The sequence below is a fragment of the Photobacterium piscicola genome (genome assembly GCF_900166965.1).
In the GTDB taxonomy this organism is placed as follows: domain Bacteria; phylum Pseudomonadota; class Gammaproteobacteria; order Enterobacterales; family Vibrionaceae; genus Photobacterium; species Photobacterium piscicola.
This window is the reverse complement of the sequence record NZ_FUZI01000003.1, coordinates 133,171-151,100: the sequence shown is the minus strand read 5'-3', so window position 1 is coordinate 151,100 and position 17,930 is coordinate 133,171. Positions and strand designations below refer to the sequence as shown.

Here is a 17,930-nt window from a genome sequence, read left to right as displayed (position 1 = left end):
CAATCACACCGATACTAATACTTGGTCAGTATCATTAATCAAATTAGCTAGCCACTTACGACCTCGAATACGATAAGTCGTCAGTGCAACTTTCACTACTTCCTCAGCTAAAATAGCGGTTAACACCCAATGTAAAGGCCACCCCAGAAAAATGCCGGTAAAGATAGCCAAAGGAATACCCACACCCCACTGACCGAACAAATCAATGAAAATGCTGAATTTGATATCGCCACCGCTGCGCAATACCCCTCCAATACCCACCATATTAAACACTTTTAAAAATAGCCCCAACGCAAGCACCATGGTGACATTTAATGACATAGCTAAGTTCGGCGTATCTGCCCGTTGAAGCCACAGACTTACCGTATCACTCGCCAGCCAAATTGAAATACCCAACACAAAAGCCATCGACACACTCAACCCAATAAAGAACCATGACTGATGCCAAGCCCGTTGGTAATTCTCAGCGCCTAATTCATGCCCTAAAATAGTCGAAGCGGCCACGGCAAAACCGATAAAAGCAGAAATCAATACGCCCTCAATCGGTGCAAGTAGGCTAATGATTGCTAATTCAGTGACACCTAACTGAGCAAAAATAATACTGTAAACCAAAACGCCCATCGCCCAACCTGCATCATGAATGATCATTGGTAATGCAATGGTTAAATAACGTTTACGCGCTTGAGGTGTTTTTGCTGTTTCGATATCAATCGCTAACGGCAGAATTTCACGATGTCGGTAATAAGTCACAGCTAATAAAATTACTGTTTGAATACCGCGTGAAATCGTTGTTCCTAATGCGGCTCCAGCAACCCCCATTTCAGGGAAACCATATAGGCCAAAAATAAATAGCGCATTTAACGTCGCGTTTAATAGCACAGCCACTAAACCGACATAGGTTGGCATTTTTGCTTCACCAACAGCACGTAAAGCCGCCTCTAAAGGCACGACAATCGCAGTAAAAATGATGCTCCAACCACAAACGTACAAATAGTCTTTAGCATGTACAACAAAATCAGCCTGATCGCTAATAACGCTAACAATTTGTTGTGGAAATAAACGATAGATAATCGCAAAAGGTAACGTAAAAACAATCGCACACACCCAGGATTGCAATAAGGTGCGACGCACACCGTCCATTCTACCAGCGCCAAAATATTGAGCGGCTAATACTCCAACGGCACCACTGACACCAACCACCAGCAATAAGTTAAAAAAGAAGATACGGTTACCTATACCCACGGCAGCGACTGGCGATTCACCCAGTTTTGACACCATTAGTACATCGACTAACCCCAGTAATGCGAACAACATTGACTGCATCGAAACCGGTAATGCCAACCGCCACGTTTTTTGCCAAAAAATTCTATCTGCTGATGTGCGCCATGTCGTCATAGTTAAATACTCAATTAACGGTTACCTTGTGATAATGATCATACCTAGTGTTGTTAATTTACGGTTATTCTAAGCAATCAAAAACGTTTGCCAAACTATCAACTTTAATCAAAAAGGATTTTATAATGGCATGGTTTGAACATTTAAATATTTCACCACAATGCCACTCCATCATTATTGACCAAGTGCAATCATTAGCCTTGGAACAAAAGCACATCATTCAGTGTGGCATTAATTATGGTAAAGAAGCATTTACTCTTTACCGTCGTAACCCTGACATGCACATGTTGCTATTTACCCTCAAAGGCCGCGGAATACTTAACACTCCAGCCAAGCAATGGGATTTGCAACCCGATCATGTGATTTATGTGCCACCAGGGTATGAGAATGGATTTGATATCAATCCCAACGAGAATCATGATCTTATTTGGGATATGGCGTGGGTTATGCTTGAACAACAAAGTTATTGGGATAATAAGTTACCTCATGAGATAACTTATTATCCAACCCAATCAGGCTCATTATTATTTCAAACTATCGGTTGTCTTCAACAAGCACTGTGTTTGGGCTATCCCCTTGCGGATCAACTTTCGGCAAATATCACTGAACAACTATGCCTATTGGTTGCTAACCGCACTTCGCCTCATTCACCATTAGCATTACAACGTTTAGAGCGTGTATTTCAGCATGCAAAACAGCAATTACACCACCCATGGCAAGTAAAAGATCTAGCTGCACTGTATCCATGTTCTGAACCACATTTACACCGTTTATGTCAGCAATATTATAGCCAAGCCCCTATGGCACGTTTAACGCACTTACGCATGGAACATGCCGCCGGTTTATTAACCACCACTTCCTGGCCAATTCAACATATTAGTGACTTTTGTGGTTATCCAAACCCAACTAATTTTAGTACCCGTTTTAAAAGCTGGAGTTCTTTTAGCCCACGTCAATTCAGATCACGGTTTCAGAGTGAATCTTAAGCATCAACAGCTCAATCAATAACCATCAAATATTTTATTTTCTATCGATGACTTATATCGGTTAAGCTTATAGTCATAAAATAAATAAGACTTAAGTACTTAGTGCTCTAAAAGGGACCCTCCATGCCAAATTGTTTTGCTTACTGTTATCAACTTAATGGCGATCATTCCAAACCCGCACTGACCCTTGATAAAATTAATAACTGGCAATCCACTGATGGTCTACTTTGGCTGCATCTCGACTATACCCAACCACAAGCACAGCAATGGATTCAACAAAGTCAGCTACCTGATATCGAAAAGGACTCCCTAACCAATGATCGTGAACGGCCACGATTAAACCAAACCAAAGATGGGTTCTTCTTAGCATTACGTGGTATCGATATTGATAAAAATACCCAAAATAAACCGTCAGACAGTATGGTTTCTATTCGTGGCTATTTTACTAAAAACTTGATTGTTACCACGTCAAACCAGCCTATTGTCGCTATTTCACGTATAGCCGATCATATTGAAGGTGGCTTTGGTCCCACAACTATTGGTAACTTTATTTTAAGCTTATGTGATCATTTGGTAAGTCATAAAATGACGGTGATTGATACCATTGATGAACAATTGACCGAGCTTGAAGAGCAAGTCATGACGGATAGCGATATGAACTTACGTAATAATATCGCTGTATTACGTCGTGAAACAGTAAAGTTACGTCATTCAATGACACCTCAACGTGATGCATTAGCTAAATTAATAACCATAGAGACACCACTACTATCTCTGGCGGAACGTCAAAAAATTCATGAAGTAGATGAAAAAATCAGTCATGCGCTTGATGATCTTAATGCTATTCGCGAACGTGCTAATGTAACCCAAGAAGAGTTAATGAGTCTGCAATCAGAAGCATTAAATCAACGACTATACTTCCTCTCACTTATTACCACGGTATTCTTACCGCTAGGATTTTTAACAGGTTTATTTGGGGTTAACCTTGACGGTATTCCCGGCGCAGAAGATCATTTGTCATTTTCAATCTTCTGTGGATTATTAGTTGGCGTATTGATTCTGCAACTCGCATTATTTTATCGTCGAAAATGGATATAACAGATAAAACTGCAAACGTATTTTTAGTGGCTTTTATTTTTATCGTATATCGATATAAACTTAGGTATTAGTTATACGTAATTATCATCAGAATAAGGGCTACAATGTTTTCAACATTACGAACTTTGTTTAGACAAGTTATGAATGAAAGTGCCAGCGCTGGCGCAGTAGATACACCCACACTTAATTTAGCGATGGCGTCATTGTTATGTGAAGTGGCAAATGCCGATCATGATCGTGACCCGCGTGAAGAACAAGCAAAAGTGCAGCTACTGATTAAATTACTTGATACCACAGAAGAACAAGCAACGGTATTACTGAGCCAAGCACAACAACAAAGCCAGCAATCTATTTCTTTATATGAATTTACTAATAAACTACGCGAATTATCACAACCACAACGTTATCAATTAATTGAAGCAATGTGGCAAGTTGCCTATGCTGATGGCGTAATAGATCCTTTAGAAGAAGCGGTGATCAGACAGGTGTCTGATTTGATCTATTTAGATCACTCTGAGTATATTCGCGCCAAGCTCAATGCGGGTAAATTAGCCTCATAATCTCTGTATGCTTTCCATATAACGCCTTACTTCTCTTATGATCAATCAAAACACTACCACGGTAGAAATTTGCTACCGTGGTTGTTTTTATGCTGATTTATCTCGTCCTATCAATGAATATCAATAGTTCGACTCGCTTTCTTATATTTAATTCGCCATCCTTGCCAACGTGGTAACTCCCATCGCTTAGGATCTTGTTTACGATTTCCATGAAGATAATGCGCAATCACGGTTTTTCGGCTGATCTGATACTCAATACGGAGCTCAAAATCATTTAAATTCACACTGTGTGGATATTGATTGTCAAACTCTTCGCGTTCCCATTCAGGAATACCATTAAATACAAAATCGTCGGCACTGAACAAAGCAATATCATCAATTGTTTCAATTCCAATATCTACAATCTGTTGTGATAACCATTCTGTCACCTCAACAATTTCAGGTTTTCGCTGACAAATATCAGCTTGATAACGTCCTAATCCAAGGTACAAATTCCATTGGTGTATATCTGTCGTTAAGCGTGCCGCTAATCCTGCTAAAACTTCGTTAGCTAAAATCAAATCGACAATAGCAGTACTGGCTGCTGCACCGCTAACATCTTGCCATTGGGTATCAATCACCCGCCCAGCATAAATTCGTTCAATTGCCGTTTGAAAATGACCTGCACTGGTTTCAATGGTTTGTCCGTATTGATTGTCACCGAGATCAAGCGCTACTATTTGTGACAACGTCACAGGTGCGATACATGTGGCTAAGACTAGGTTTTGTTTAACACCCTTACCCGGTAAAGCAAATTGGTCAAATACCACCGCAGCCTCTGCCATTTGATCATGTTCTATTGCAAATAAAGTATCACGACTAAGTGTCACTTCATTAAAACCATTACCTAAAGCTTGTCGACGCCGTTCCCGACGTACATAAACCAGCTCTGGCACTGCCGTCATAACAGCATCAATCCACGGCTGACGACGAAAGGCACTAGCAGCTTCAAGTTGCGGTAATTGCAGTACTTCTCGCATTTTAGATGCCAATAGTCGTGCTTCTGTGCGCATATTGTCATCAACGGTTAGCCATTTGGGTACAACATCTGCCCTTACAATTTTAATTAACGCTGTCGCATCACAATATTGTTGCCCTAACCATAAAAATAACGCCTGTTGATCTTGTTCTGACTTAGGAGGCTGCCACAGTTTTTGCGGAATCGATAATGCAGCAGCTAAGTCAACCATAGCTTCTTGATGACGGCGCTCAGGCATTGCAGTAATCAAATGGGCAAATAAACTATCAATCGGTAATTGATACAAACGTCGCCCATAATCGGTCACCACTTCATCATCCGTTACCGCTTTCATCGTTTGTAATGTTTGAAAGGCACTCATTAACGTTTTTTCTGGCAAAGGATCAATAAACGCTAATTGTGAAAATTTAGCCTCGCAGCACAACGCGGCTAAATAGGGTTCAACTAACTCTTCACGTTGTAATTCTGCGGGCGTTAATCGCTCAAGTGGTGCAGCTTTGCCATATAAACGCAGACAAACACCATCTTTCACGCGACCTGCGCGACCTTTACGTTGCTCAGCACTTGCTTTTGAAATGGCATGTAATGCTAATACAGTACGACCATTACGCTGGTGGGTTCGACGCTCTAACCCTGAGTCAATAATGAGTGTAACACCCGGAATAGTCAGTGATGTTTCAGCAACATTGGTCGCCAAAATAATACGTTGTTTCTTACTTGCGGTTAGCGCCCGTTGGCGTTCATCATCGGTAACAGAGGCATGCAATGGAATTACATCTACCGCACCTGCGGCAACCGCATCAGCAAAATAACGTCGAAGCGCTTGAGTTGCTGCGGTAATTTCCTTTCTGCCGGGTAAAAATACTAAGATATCTTGATGATCACGATAATACTGACTGGTTAACTTAACGATCCGTTGTTCCAAATGTTCATTGCTGGGCATGGTTTGAGTATCAGCCGCATGATGACAAACATTCACCATAAAATTACGCCCTGTCGCATGCAAATGCGTGGCACCTAAATACGTCACTAAACGTTGGCTATCCATTGTCGCCGAGGTGGCAACTAAACGATGACTTTGGCGCTGTTTTAAAAGAGCGAGCAGTAAATCGGTATCCCAACGACGTTCATGAAATTCATCAATGATCACCGTATCAAACAAAGCTAACTGATTATCACTTAACCAACGTAATGCAACCCCCGGTGTCGCAAAGATCACTTGAGTATCTGCATCAAAATGTTGTTCAAAACGAATCGCATAGCCAACGGATATCTGCTGGGGATTAGCAACATCAGTGGTTAAATATTCAGCTAATGATGTACAAGCCACTCGTCGCGGTTCAACCACTAATACTCGGCCTAATTCGGCAGCCCACAAGGGTAAACGGGTTGATTTTCCTGATCCGGTTTCAGCCTCTACGACAATGTGTTGTTGAGATAATGCGACTAAAAAATCGGACTTAATACTATCAATAGGCAATGAAGCGTACATAATTCAATCTATTACTGATTCTGACGTGGTTATTGTGACAATATTCAACGATGTTGTCATTGACTAGCCTTGATAGTTGTTGATTCCATAAACAATCAACACTAATTTTCAGTAAATATGTCAGTTTACCGCTACAATAATTGACTTTTTGCTGTAACTCCCTAGCCTTACAGCATCAACTTATGGAGGCTGTGCCGTATGACTAGCAAAACCATTTTTAACCCTGAATTATGGGAAGCCGTTCCAGGCTTTAACTTTGAAGACATCACTTACCATCGTGCTAAAGCGCATGGAACAGTACGTATTGCCATTGATCGTCCTGATTGCTTAAATGCCTTTCGCCCAAAAACTGTCGATGAACTTTACACAGCGCTTGATCATGCTCGTCAATGGTCAGATGTGGGTTGCGTATTAATTACCGGTAACGGCCCATCTCATAAAGGACAGTGGTCTTTCTCATCGGGTGGCGATCAACGTATTCGTGGTAAAGATGGCTACAAATATGAAGGTGCTGAAGAAGGTACTGCTGATGTTGCTCGTATGGGTCGTTTGCATATCCTTGAAGTGCAACGTCTTATTCGCTTTATGCCAAAAGTCGTGATTGCAGTTGTTCCTGGCTGGGCTGTTGGTGGCGGTCATAGTCTGCATGTTGTTTGTGACTTAACTCTTGCCTCTAAAGAGCACGCGGTATTTAAACAAACCGATCCTGATGTGGCATCATTTGATTCTGGTTATGGCTCTGCATACTTAGCGAAAATGATCGGCCAAAAACGTGCGCGTGAAATCTTCTTCTGTGGCTTTAACTACAGCGCTCAAGAAGCTTATGACATGGGTATGGTTAACAAAGTGGTTGATCACTTTGAACTTGAAGAAGAAGCACTACGTTGGGCGAAAGAAATTAACAGTAAATCACCAACTGCAATGCGTATGCTTAAATATGGCTTTAACTTACCAGACGATGGTTTAGTCGGTCAGCAATTATTTGCAGGTGAAGCAACCCGTTTAGCTTATGGCACCGCAGAAGCGCAAGAAGGTCGTGATGCTTTCTTAGAAAAACGCGATCAAGATTTCAGCAAATTCCCTTGGCATTATTGATACGCATTACAAAAAATAGTAACAAGATGATCTTATTGCGTTAGTAACACAGATACATATCTCATCTTATAAGCAAAAGCTCTTATTCAAGGGCTTTTATTTTGTCCAAATTATTAGTTGCCATAAAAAACAGGCCTATTTTTGCTTATTAATAAAATAAACATCAGAAACATGACCGCTTTCTCGAAATAAATCACTCTACCCTTTGAATTATCAACGATGAAGTTCTAGCATTAGCAGCATAGAAATTCTCAGTCCAGTTTCTGGCTTAATCGCAACAGAGTTTATCGTATGAACAATAATAAAAGACCTCTATATATTCCTTACGCCGGCCCAATACTCCTTGAGACGCCATTACTAAATAAAGGCAGTGCTTTCTCTATTGAAGAGCGCATGTTTTTCAACCTAGAAGGTCTTCTTCCTGAAGCTATCGAGTCAATAGAAGAACAAACTGAACGTGCTTACCAGCAATATCAGAAATTTGATAACGACATGGATAAGCATATTTACTTACGCAATATCCAAGACACCAATGAAACGCTTTTCTACCGTCTTGTAGAAAACCATATCACAGAAATGATGCCGATTATTTATACACCAACGGTTGGTTCTGCCTGTGAAGATTTCTCAAATATCTACCGCCGCGGCCGTGGTTTATTTATTTCTTACCCAAACCGCGATCGCATTGAAGACATGCTAAACAACGCTTCTCGCCAAAACGTGAAAGTAATTGTTGTTACTGATGGCGAACGTATTCTTGGTTTAGGCGATCAGGGCATCGGTGGTATGGGTATTCCTATCGGTAAACTTTCTCTTTACACCGCTTGTGGTGGCATTAGCCCTGCTTACACATTACCTGTTGTACTAGATGTTGGTACCAATAACCCACAACGCCTTTCAGATCCAATGTACATGGGTTGGCGACACGCACGTATCACAGGCACTGAATATGACAACTTTGTTGATGATTTCATTCAAGCAGTTAAACACCGTTGGCCTGAAGCATTAATCCAGTTTGAAGATTTCGCTCAAAAAAATGCGATGCCATTACTTGAACGCTATAAAGATAAAGTATGTTGCTTTAACGATGATATTCAAGGTACTGCTGCTGTGACTGTTGGTTCATTATTAGCAGCATGTAAAGCAGCTGGCACCAAATTATCTGATCAACGTGTGACATTCTTAGGTGCAGGCTCTGCTGGTTGTGGTATTGCTGAAGCTATTATTGCTCAAATGGTCGCTGGTGGTATTACTGATGCACAAGCGCGTAGCCAAGTATTTATGGTGGATCGTTGGGGCTTATTAGTTGAGAACATGCCTAACTTACTCAACTTCCAACAAGCCTTAGTGCAAAAGAATACTAATATTGAAGATTGGGAACTATCTGATACCAATATTTCATTATTGGATGTTATGCGTAATGCTAAACCAACAGTACTAATTGGTGTGTCAGGCGTTCCAGGGCTATTTAGCGAAGAAGTTATTCGTGAAATGTACGCTCATTGCCCTCGCCCAATTATTTTCCCATTATCAAACCCAACTAGCCGTGTTGAGGCAACACCGTTTGATCTCATTCATTGGACTGAAGGTAATGCATTAGTCGCAACAGGCTCACCGTTTGATCCTGTCGTTTACGAAGGCAAAACTTACCCAATCGTTCAATGTAATAATAGCTACATTTTCCCAGGTATTGGTTTAGGCGTTCTGGCTGTTAATGCGCGTCGTGTTACCAGTGAAATGCTAATGGAAAGTAGCCGCGCGCTTGCGGAGTGTTCACCATTAGCGATTCACGGTGAAGGTCCACTGCTTCCAGGGCTTGAGGATATTCAAAAAGTATCCCGTAAAATTGCTTTTGCGGTTGCCAAAAAAGCGGTTGAACAACACAAAGCACCTAAAAATTCTGATGAACGTATTCGTGAGAAAATTGATGCTAACTTCTGGCAATCAGAATACCGCCGTTACAAGCGTACCTCATTTTAACTAACCGTTAATTTGTCACTAACATTCGAAGTATTGAATAATGCTTCGAATGTTTATTTCAAGCAGTTTAATGCATGATATCGCGCACAAAACATACAAACCGTCATGATTGAAGCTTACGTTTGGGCTTTTTTAAACAAAAACATCATTTATTAAGGTAAGATATTAATAAAGCATTATATTTTTTTATTGGATAATTATGAAACTGCTCAACATAATTCGCATTACTGCAGTTCTCTTTATCATCTTTGTTGCCACGTTATTATTACTTGATCGTTGGGTTTCAGCACAAACAGCAAACCAAATTTACCACGATCCAGCAAAACTGCCTGATTATAATGTTGGATTGGTTTTAGGCACCAGTAAATACATAGCTAAAACACTCAATCCTTATTATACCTACCGCATGTCTGCTGCCGTCGATTTATATAACAAGCATAAAGTTGATGTTTTCTTAGTCAGTGGTGATAACGCACATCGTTCGTACAATGAGCCTCGTACAATGAAGCGCGACTTATTAAAGGCTGGTGTAGCTAAAAATGAAATAGTGCTAGATTATGCTGGCTTTCGTACCCTTGACTCTGTTGTTCGAGCAAAAGAAGTCTTTGATACTAATCGTTTTGTTATTATTACTCAGCAGTTTCATTGTGAACGTGCATTATTTATTGCCAATCACTATAATATCAACGCAAGCTGTTTAGCTGTTAAAGAGCCTCGCCGTGGTATGGCAAGTTTTAAAATTCGTGTACGTGAAGTGTTTGCTCGCATAAAAGCAATGATTGATTTGTTTATATTACATGTGCAACCTAAATTCTTAGGCCCCAAAGAACCCATCATTGATCCATTAATTACCGCGCCTGTGGAACATATTCTTGCACCAATAACTGATCAGGCTCCAATTAAAATAATCGTCCCCTCTGCCGCGATAAAAACAATTTCACCACCACCAGCATTAAAAACTGAACATTAAAAAAGCCAGACCCGTACTCATGAGGTATCTGGCTTTTAATCAGTCTTTTATTAAACTATTTGACTGACTTTATTTCTATTATTCATATTATCAAAAACCCGCTGTCGAACACATTTCATATGCTCTTGCGCTTCTCTATGAATTTTTTTAGTTAAGCTGATCTTTTTTTCTTTCATTATCCACTAGTCTTTATACTAATAAGCACTCCATTGCAGTACTTATGATAGCATAACCTAGATCGCGCAGCACTAGTTATCTTAAGCCAAATTATATAACGCTAAAAAGCATTATTTCAGCAATATATAGCCTCCAGAAAATACAACCTAGCACATTAAAAGCCACATAAAGATCACAATACACACAAATAATCAACAAACACACCTTATTAATATACTTTCATCACATTCATACTACCGTAACCCATCGTATGATCACTTCCGCTTACTAAAAGCTAACTATAAAAATAATGTAGTCTCAACATATGGAAGATTCACCTATGACAACACTTGCTCTTACACTCAAACATTGGCTATTCAATAGGAATAGTTTAATTCTGATTGGCAATAGTTTAATGATGTTTATACTCATCAATACATTACCTTTTGAACGTAATGTTGTGATTGGTTTAAGCATATTATTCTTCGTTGCTGTAATGTGGTTGACTGAAGCCATCCATGTCAGTATTACAGCCCTACTCATTCCACTGCTCGCTGTAGGGTTCGGTGTTTTTGATACATCTAAAGCATTAACGAGCTTTTCAAATCCAATCATATTCCTATTCTTAGGTGGATTTGCACTTGCAGCAGCATTACATAAACAGCAACTCGACCAAGTAATTGCAGATAAAGTGCTGATTGCAGCCAAAGGGCGTATGTCTGTGGCTGTATTTATGTTGTTTGGTGTAACTGCTGGATTATCAATGTGGATCAGTAATACCGCCACCACAGCGATGATGCTGCCACTCGTATTAGGTGTCTTAAGCAAGGTCAATACAAAAAGTGGCCATAAGACCTATGTTTTTGTGTTATTAGGTACAGCTTATTGTGCCAGTATTGGCGGTATCGCAACCATTGTTGGTAGTCCACCGAACGCTATTGCTGCCGCTGAAGTGGGTTTAAGTTTTACTGAGTGGATGGCCTTTGGCGTTCCCGTTACTATTATTCTATTACCACTCACTGTCACACTGCTATACATCATCTTAAAGCCAGATCTAAACCATCAGTTTGAACTTGACCATACTCCCATTCAATGGAGTAATGGTAAGCTAATCACAATGGCTATTTTCATGGTGACCGTGGCCTTATGGATCTTCAGTAAACCCATAAATACCTTTTTAGGCGGCTATGCTAAATTTGACACCTTGGTTGCTTTAAGTGCCATCATCATGCTTGCGGTATCTAGAGTTGTTGAATGGAAAGACATCAAGAATTCAACCGATTGGGGCGTATTATTACTGTTCGGAGGTGGCATTTGTTTAAGTAACATACTTAAAGTAACGGGAACAAGTGTCTTCCTTGCCACAGCACTCAGTGACATGCTACATCAAGCAGGGCTTCTACTCACTATTCTTGGAGTGGCTATTTTTGTAGTTTTTCTTACTGAGTTTGCGAGTAATACGGCAAGTGCCGCATTATTGGTCCCAGTTTTTGCAACCGTAGCTGAAGCGCTAGGTGTATCACCCATTGTATTATCAGCATTAATTGCTATCAGTGCGTCTTGTGCGTTTATGCTACCAGTTGCCACACCACCCAATGCGATTGTGTTTAGTACCGGTTATATAAAGCAAAGTGAAATGATGCGAGTTGGACTTTATTTAAATATTGTTTGTATTATATTTTTAACTGTATTTACATGGCTATTTTGGTAAATCGACCAATAACTGCATAATATACTGAAAAATAAGAAAGGTGACATAAACCGTCACCTTTTTTTATGCGTTATTTTAATCGAGAATAAATAATAGTTGTTCCGTATTGTCTTTGACGAAGTCAACTGTTCCTTTTATTTCACTTTTTAATTCAATTAATTGTTGTTCTTCAAGCGAGTATGGAAGATAAACGACAAGCCGCATAATACCTTCTTGTTTTGCTAAAGAGGACAATCGAATTAAATTATTAATATCACTTGTATGGCTTGATAATATTTTTAATGCTTTTTTTTCTAGTCGCTCAGCACAAGATAAATTATTTTTACCCATTGTTTTTACTGTCGCTTCAAATAAAGGAATTAAATATTTTAAAGCGTCCATAAATGATAAACGTTGCTGGCATGATTTAGATAGAAACTCCGTGTAATCAAAAATCACATCCTTTTCTATGGCTTTATCAACGATTGTTTCCATAGCTATCCTTAGTCAGAAACATAATATTCATTTAAATATCATTAGTGGAACTACCTAATGTAATCACTATACGTTGATATCAATTCTAATTGTATATTTCACAATTAAAGTCTGTGATGAATATCTCATTCTATTTACACTTAAATTCACAAAAACACAATAAAAACAAATATTTAACAAAACGATCACAGTTAATACTTTATAAATAACTCTATATCTATAAAATCATTCTATACTTACAATAAATCGTTACTAGCAATAATTCCTCTTATCTCTGCCAAACAATTTATAGCAACATCACCACTAATAAATAAGCAATCATTCAATAATCTAACATCATATGATTATTCTTAACCTACTCCCTGCTGTAAGTAAAACATCCTTTATTGGCACCAATAATTTTATAATTGATTACATTTAATAAACTCACCACCTTACGAGTGTGAAACATCACCAATTATTATTAACAACCTAAAATAATGATTTTCACCACCCCAATAAAACGGTAATTTATTCACCATATTGATAATTAATTGCTTCAAATTAACGCTTTTTTAAATCTTATGTAAAATTAACCATAAAAACGACTGGAAACTTATGGGCTACAAGTCTAAAATTGCCTCGTTTGGGGAGTAGTCACAATTGTTCGCCTGTCGTCATCTCGAAGTCACAAACTTCCGGCAGCCGTGAATGGATTTGCTCGCAGTAACTTTTTGTCTGCAATAGACACCACTGCCAGCACCATTTTGACGAGACCAATGCCATTATCGTTTACATATAAATGTATTCGAACCTATGCAACATAATTGCATGGGTTTTTTTAATGTGCGGAAGGTTTTGTTTAGGCTCGCCTATGGCATACCTTTCGTATTTTATTCTATGCAATAACATATTGTTATGATTACTGTTTCATTTAATTCGATTTTTATAAATATCATTAAATAAACAATAAAACTAATAGCAATAAATTATCGCACTAGATATTTATATAAAGAGAGAACTCTATGAGTATTTTTAGTTATGAAGGGTTTGCTGTATTAACAGTATTAATGTTTGCACTCGATCTGTATCAAACACGTGGTGGTAAAATATCGATTAAAACAGCCGCACTTTGGAGTGTTTTTTGGGTATGTTTAGCTCTTATTTTTATGGGCTTTATTTACCTATACTGGCCTCAAATGGCACCAGAGAGTACATATACAAATAAACAAGCAGCAACATCATTTATTACTGGCTACTTATTAGAGAAATCGTTAAGTGTTGATAACTTATTTGTTTTTGCATTAATCTTTGGCCAATTTGCCGTACCTGAACGTCTACGTCCTCGTATTCTTATGCTGGGTATTGTCGGTGCACTCTTCCTACGTGCTGGTATGATTGGTGTTGGCGCAAAACTATTGGCTGATTATCATTGGATCCTATACATCTTTGCTGTTTTCTTACTTTATACTGGTTTTAAACTATGGCGCGAAGGTGAAGAAGAACAGGAAGATTTCTCAGATTCAGCACCAGTGCGTATTGTGAAGCGCTTCTTTAGAGTCTCTGATGATTATCATGATCATAAAATGTTTATTAAAGACAGTAAAGGTTGGCTTGCAACACCACTATTAGTTGTCGTCGCAGTTATCTCACTAACCGATGTGATGTTTGCACTGGACTCAATTCCTGCAATTTTCGCCGTTACCCAAGAAGCATTCTTAGTCTTTACAGCTAATGTGTTTGCCCTACTGGGTTTACGTTCACTGTATTTCGTATTGGAAGGCATGTTGACTCGTTTCTGCTATTTACGCGTCGCTTTAGCATTTATACTGAGTTTTATTGGTATCAAAATGCTACTTGTTGGTTCACCATATGCGATTCCAACAGTGATTTCACTTTGTGTGATCATTCTTTCTATTACGATTGCTATCAGTGCATCGCTATGGAAAACACGTAATATTGAAACAACTGAACAATAATCACTGCTGATTACTGATTAAATAAAAAATGCCACTGCTAACTAAAAATGATAACCAGTGGCATTTTTATTCTTTACTTTATCACTACTAACTATTCACTAAGCAAGATGTTGTGTTATCACATTCAAGAGCTGTTGTGGCTGAGTCACAATATATGACGGTATGATTTGCGAAAGCTTGTCATGATCGCTCTTCTTGCCTGTATCAACCCACACACTAGCAATACCAGCCCCATTTGCACCTGCAATATCAGCCGCTAATGAATCTCCCATATGAAGGGTTTCACTTGGCTCACACTTCACCAGATCTAATGCTTTTTTAAAAATACTTAATGCAGGCTTCTCTTCTGGCTCTTCCCCACCAACAATAATATAGTCTACATGTTGATCCATAGCGGTAGCTGCAAGTTTAGGATACTGAGAAAAAACAGGCCCGTTAGTGATCACCACCAGCTTATAATGTTGACGAAGCGTCGCAAGCATCGCTTTAACTTCAGGAAAGAAATCAAACCCAGCCATACGACCATCATCAAACGCTGCTTGAATAGCTTTTGCTTGCTCAAAAGAAAGAGAGATCTGTTGCTGAGCAAATAGTGTTTGTACTAATGTTTGACGAAACAGTAATTCATTATCTAATAACGCCACTAATTGTGGAAATTCACTATTTAACTGTTTATAAATTCCGGCAATGTAACGTTGGCAAAAAACATCAGCATTCAATGTCGGAAATTGTGATTGAACATAGTGTGTTAATGTCGCTAAAGCTTGTTTATCTGCAACTGATGTTGCACATAACGTTTCATCCATATCTAAAAAAATAGCTTTTAACATTACGTCCCCATTGTGCCGTACATCATGACACTCTAACTATGTAGTTTTAAAAATAATAATTAAATTCTACCCTGAGTTACCAAATTGCGCACATAAAAAAGCCAGCATTCAAGTGCTGGCTTTAACAGATTACGCAATCAATAATAATTTAGTGATTCACAAAATCTTTCATTGTAATAAATTTAGCTTTAATTGGCTTAGCTTGTGGTGAGTCATAGCCATAAATATCACTACGCATTTGTAGGTGACCATCTTGATCAACCCATGCAGTTAAGTACACAAAATCAACATCAATACGCTTAGATAGGCTTACCACTTTATGTTGCTTGGTATCTAACATTGTCTTAAACGGTGCAATACTACTACGATTTTGATAATTAATTACATAATTAGCTAAATCATCAGCACGCTCAACACGTACACAACCAGAGCTTAAATCACGCTTATTACGGCTAAATAAACCATGAGCAGGCGTATCATGTAAGAAAATAGCATAATCATTTGGCATTAAGAATTTCACATTACCCAATGAGTTATGAGGACCAGGACCTTGCTGGAATTCATGAGGGAATGTTTTTGGATTTACTGTTGCCCAATCAATGCTACTTGGTGGAATAACAGTACGATCACGCCAGCTATTTAGAATTTGCATGTTATGTGCTTTCAAATAATCACGCGATATCTTCACTTTTGGAATAACATCGTTCTGTTTAATGGTGATTGGCACATTCCAATATGGATTCACAACCATGGTTGTAATCGCAGATGAGAACAAGTTTGTTGGGCGAGTATCACGACCGACGATAACTTTAGACTCAAATACTTTTTTACCGTTGTCGAACACTTCTAACTTGTAGTTCGGAATATTTACCCAGATATGTGCACGGGTATCATTATGACGGTTTAAAGCCGATAAACGTAACGTATTCAATGCAAGAACACGTGCGATATCACTATAAGGCATTACTAACTGTTTAACAGTACCAGCACCAATAACACCATCAACACTTAAGCCATGACGCTTTTGGAAAGTCTTAAGACTCTTAAACATTATACCTGTGTTTGTGACTGTTGGCTGAGCCAATAAGGTATCACGATCTGCAGCTGACATATCGCCAAGGTTATATAGAACCTGAACAATTTCATGTCCTTTTGGCAATACAGCGCCTTGACGATATACGCCTTTAAAATTTGATGCAACTAAATGATGCGGCGCTAAATTTTCAAACTTCTGAATAACCTTTATCGTTGGCTCAAAATCAACATATGTAGGGCGGTACATTGTTAATTTAGCCATCGTCATTGGATATGCGTCATCCCCCTTCGCATATTCCAACATGCTATGGGTCATATTAACGGGTTTAGATAAGAATAAAACATTACGGTGTTGAGCAATGTAATTCTGAAATGCACGATAAACATAGTAAGTATCTGTCGCTAATAAATCATAGCCACGCAGATTACCGTCTTGTTCAAGTTGCTTCATTTCAGTTAAACGCTGTGCAATACCAGGGAGCATTTTACTATCAGCAAGTACTTGAAGTTGTAATGCTAACTCATTACGCAGTGCGACTGTATTCCAAAGTGGATAAAATTTATTTTGCGCATAAGCTTGTTCAATTTGCGGAGCGAAACACACATTACTGGTTGTATCACCACATAGCATTTTCGTGCTTTGCAAATGCAGGTTATTCAATGAAGACCAATCAACACTGCCAGCAGTTAACGGTGCTTTTCGTGTATCAGTAGGCATTTTAGGCAATACTGCACTAGAACCGACAATGGGCACATTATTATTTTGTGATACAGCTGCGACATTGTGTGGAACAGCAGAGCTTACCTCAGCAGCAAAAGCACTACCGGGTACCATCAGTGACAACACTAAAAGTTTGCTAACACGCTTAGCAACAACACGTTGAGGATTAAACATCGTCAAAGCGATCCTTACCTATAAAATAGAACGAAAAATACCATACCTAGCATTACAGCTTATCTTATTGATATGCAATGACGGCAATCCATAGTTCATAAAAAAAACTAACTAGGTATATTTAGACAAATTTTGACAAATGATACAATTCAAAAAATGAAACTTTAAAAATTAATTATGCCGCATCATAATTTTTTATTTAGAAATTGCACAAAAAACATAAATAACACACTGATTAAAAAGAACTTAAAATTTATTTTTTCATTTCAACACTAAA

Annotated in this window: 13 protein-coding genes; 8 read left to right on the top strand and 5 right to left on the bottom strand. The window is 38.7% G+C overall.

Annotation, left to right across the window (positions count from 1 at the left end; translation table 11 throughout):
• Positions 1-3: 3 nt before the first annotated feature.
• A complete protein-coding gene (locus CZ809_RS09650) occupies positions 4-1,395 on the bottom strand; it encodes an MATE family efflux transporter (RefSeq protein WP_080157342.1) in 1,392 nt (463 codons plus the stop codon).
• A 125-nt stretch (positions 1,396-1,520) separates the two neighbouring features.
• On the opposite strand from CZ809_RS09650, the gene CZ809_RS09645 reads away from it, so the two are divergent.
• The 3 genes from CZ809_RS09645 (at position 1,521) to CZ809_RS09635 (ending at position 4,039) form a co-directional block, all read left to right on the top strand.
• Positions 1,521-2,381, top strand: coding sequence for an AraC family transcriptional regulator (locus tag CZ809_RS09645; protein ID WP_080157340.1), 861 nt, complete (start codon positions 1,521-1,523; stop codon positions 2,379-2,381).
• Between the two features lie 123 nt (positions 2,382-2,504).
• Positions 2,505-3,479, top strand: a complete 975-nt coding sequence (locus CZ809_RS09640) for a zinc transporter ZntB (protein ID WP_080157338.1) — start codon at positions 2,505-2,507, stop codon at positions 3,477-3,479.
• 104 nt (positions 3,480-3,583) lie between these two features.
• Complete coding sequence (locus CZ809_RS09635) at positions 3,584-4,039, top strand: tellurite resistance TerB family protein (RefSeq protein WP_080157335.1); 456 nt, start codon at positions 3,584-3,586, stop codon at positions 4,037-4,039.
• 110 nt (positions 4,040-4,149) lie between these two features.
• On the opposite strand, the gene CZ809_RS09630 is transcribed toward CZ809_RS09635, so the two are convergent.
• Entirely contained in the window at positions 4,150-6,549 is a 2,400-nt protein-coding gene (locus CZ809_RS09630; protein ID WP_080157333.1) for a helicase-related protein, read from the bottom strand.
• Between the two features lie 198 nt (positions 6,550-6,747).
• Between CZ809_RS09630 and CZ809_RS09625 the strand changes: the two genes are divergently transcribed.
• From CZ809_RS09625 to CZ809_RS09610, 4 genes are all read left to right on the top strand, one after another.
• Positions 6,748-7,644, top strand: coding sequence for a 1,4-dihydroxy-2-naphthoyl-CoA synthase (locus CZ809_RS09625; RefSeq protein WP_060998009.1), 897 nt, complete (start codon positions 6,748-6,750; stop codon positions 7,642-7,644).
• A gap of 291 nt (positions 7,645-7,935) precedes the next feature.
• Positions 7,936-9,624 (top strand): NAD-dependent malic enzyme, encoded by a 1,689-nt coding sequence (locus tag CZ809_RS09620; RefSeq protein ID WP_080157331.1) that lies wholly within the window; start codon positions 7,936-7,938, stop codon positions 9,622-9,624.
• 199 nt (positions 9,625-9,823) lie between these two features.
• The gene (locus CZ809_RS09615) at positions 9,824-10,594 is read left to right on the top strand and encodes a SanA/YdcF family protein (RefSeq protein ID WP_080157329.1); all 771 of its coding nucleotides are present in this window, start codon (positions 9,824-9,826) and stop codon (positions 10,592-10,594) included.
• A 496-nt stretch (positions 10,595-11,090) separates the two neighbouring features.
• Positions 11,091-12,461, top strand: a complete 1,371-nt coding sequence (locus CZ809_RS09610; protein ID WP_080157327.1) for an SLC13 family permease — start codon at positions 11,091-11,093, stop codon at positions 12,459-12,461.
• 75 nt (positions 12,462-12,536) lie between these two features.
• Here the strand turns inward: CZ809_RS09610 and CZ809_RS09605 are convergent, their stop codons facing one another.
• Entirely contained in the window at positions 12,537-12,935 is a 399-nt protein-coding gene (locus CZ809_RS09605) for a hypothetical protein (protein ID WP_080157325.1), read from the bottom strand.
• A gap of 1,004 nt (positions 12,936-13,939) precedes the next feature.
• On the opposite strand from CZ809_RS09605, the gene CZ809_RS09600 reads away from it, so the two are divergent.
• Entirely contained in the window at positions 13,940-14,893 is a 954-nt protein-coding gene (locus tag CZ809_RS09600) for a TerC family protein (protein ID WP_080157323.1), read from the top strand.
• A 98-nt stretch (positions 14,894-14,991) separates the two neighbouring features.
• Here the strand turns inward: CZ809_RS09600 and CZ809_RS09595 are convergent, their stop codons facing one another.
• Positions 14,992-15,723, bottom strand: a complete 732-nt coding sequence (locus CZ809_RS09595) for an HAD family hydrolase (protein WP_080157322.1) — start codon at positions 15,721-15,723, stop codon at positions 14,992-14,994.
• 148 nt (positions 15,724-15,871) lie between these two features.
• A complete protein-coding gene (locus CZ809_RS09590) occupies positions 15,872-17,653 on the bottom strand; it encodes a L,D-transpeptidase family protein (protein ID WP_080157320.1) in 1,782 nt (593 codons plus the stop codon).
• Between the last annotated feature and the right edge of the window lie 277 nt (positions 17,654-17,930).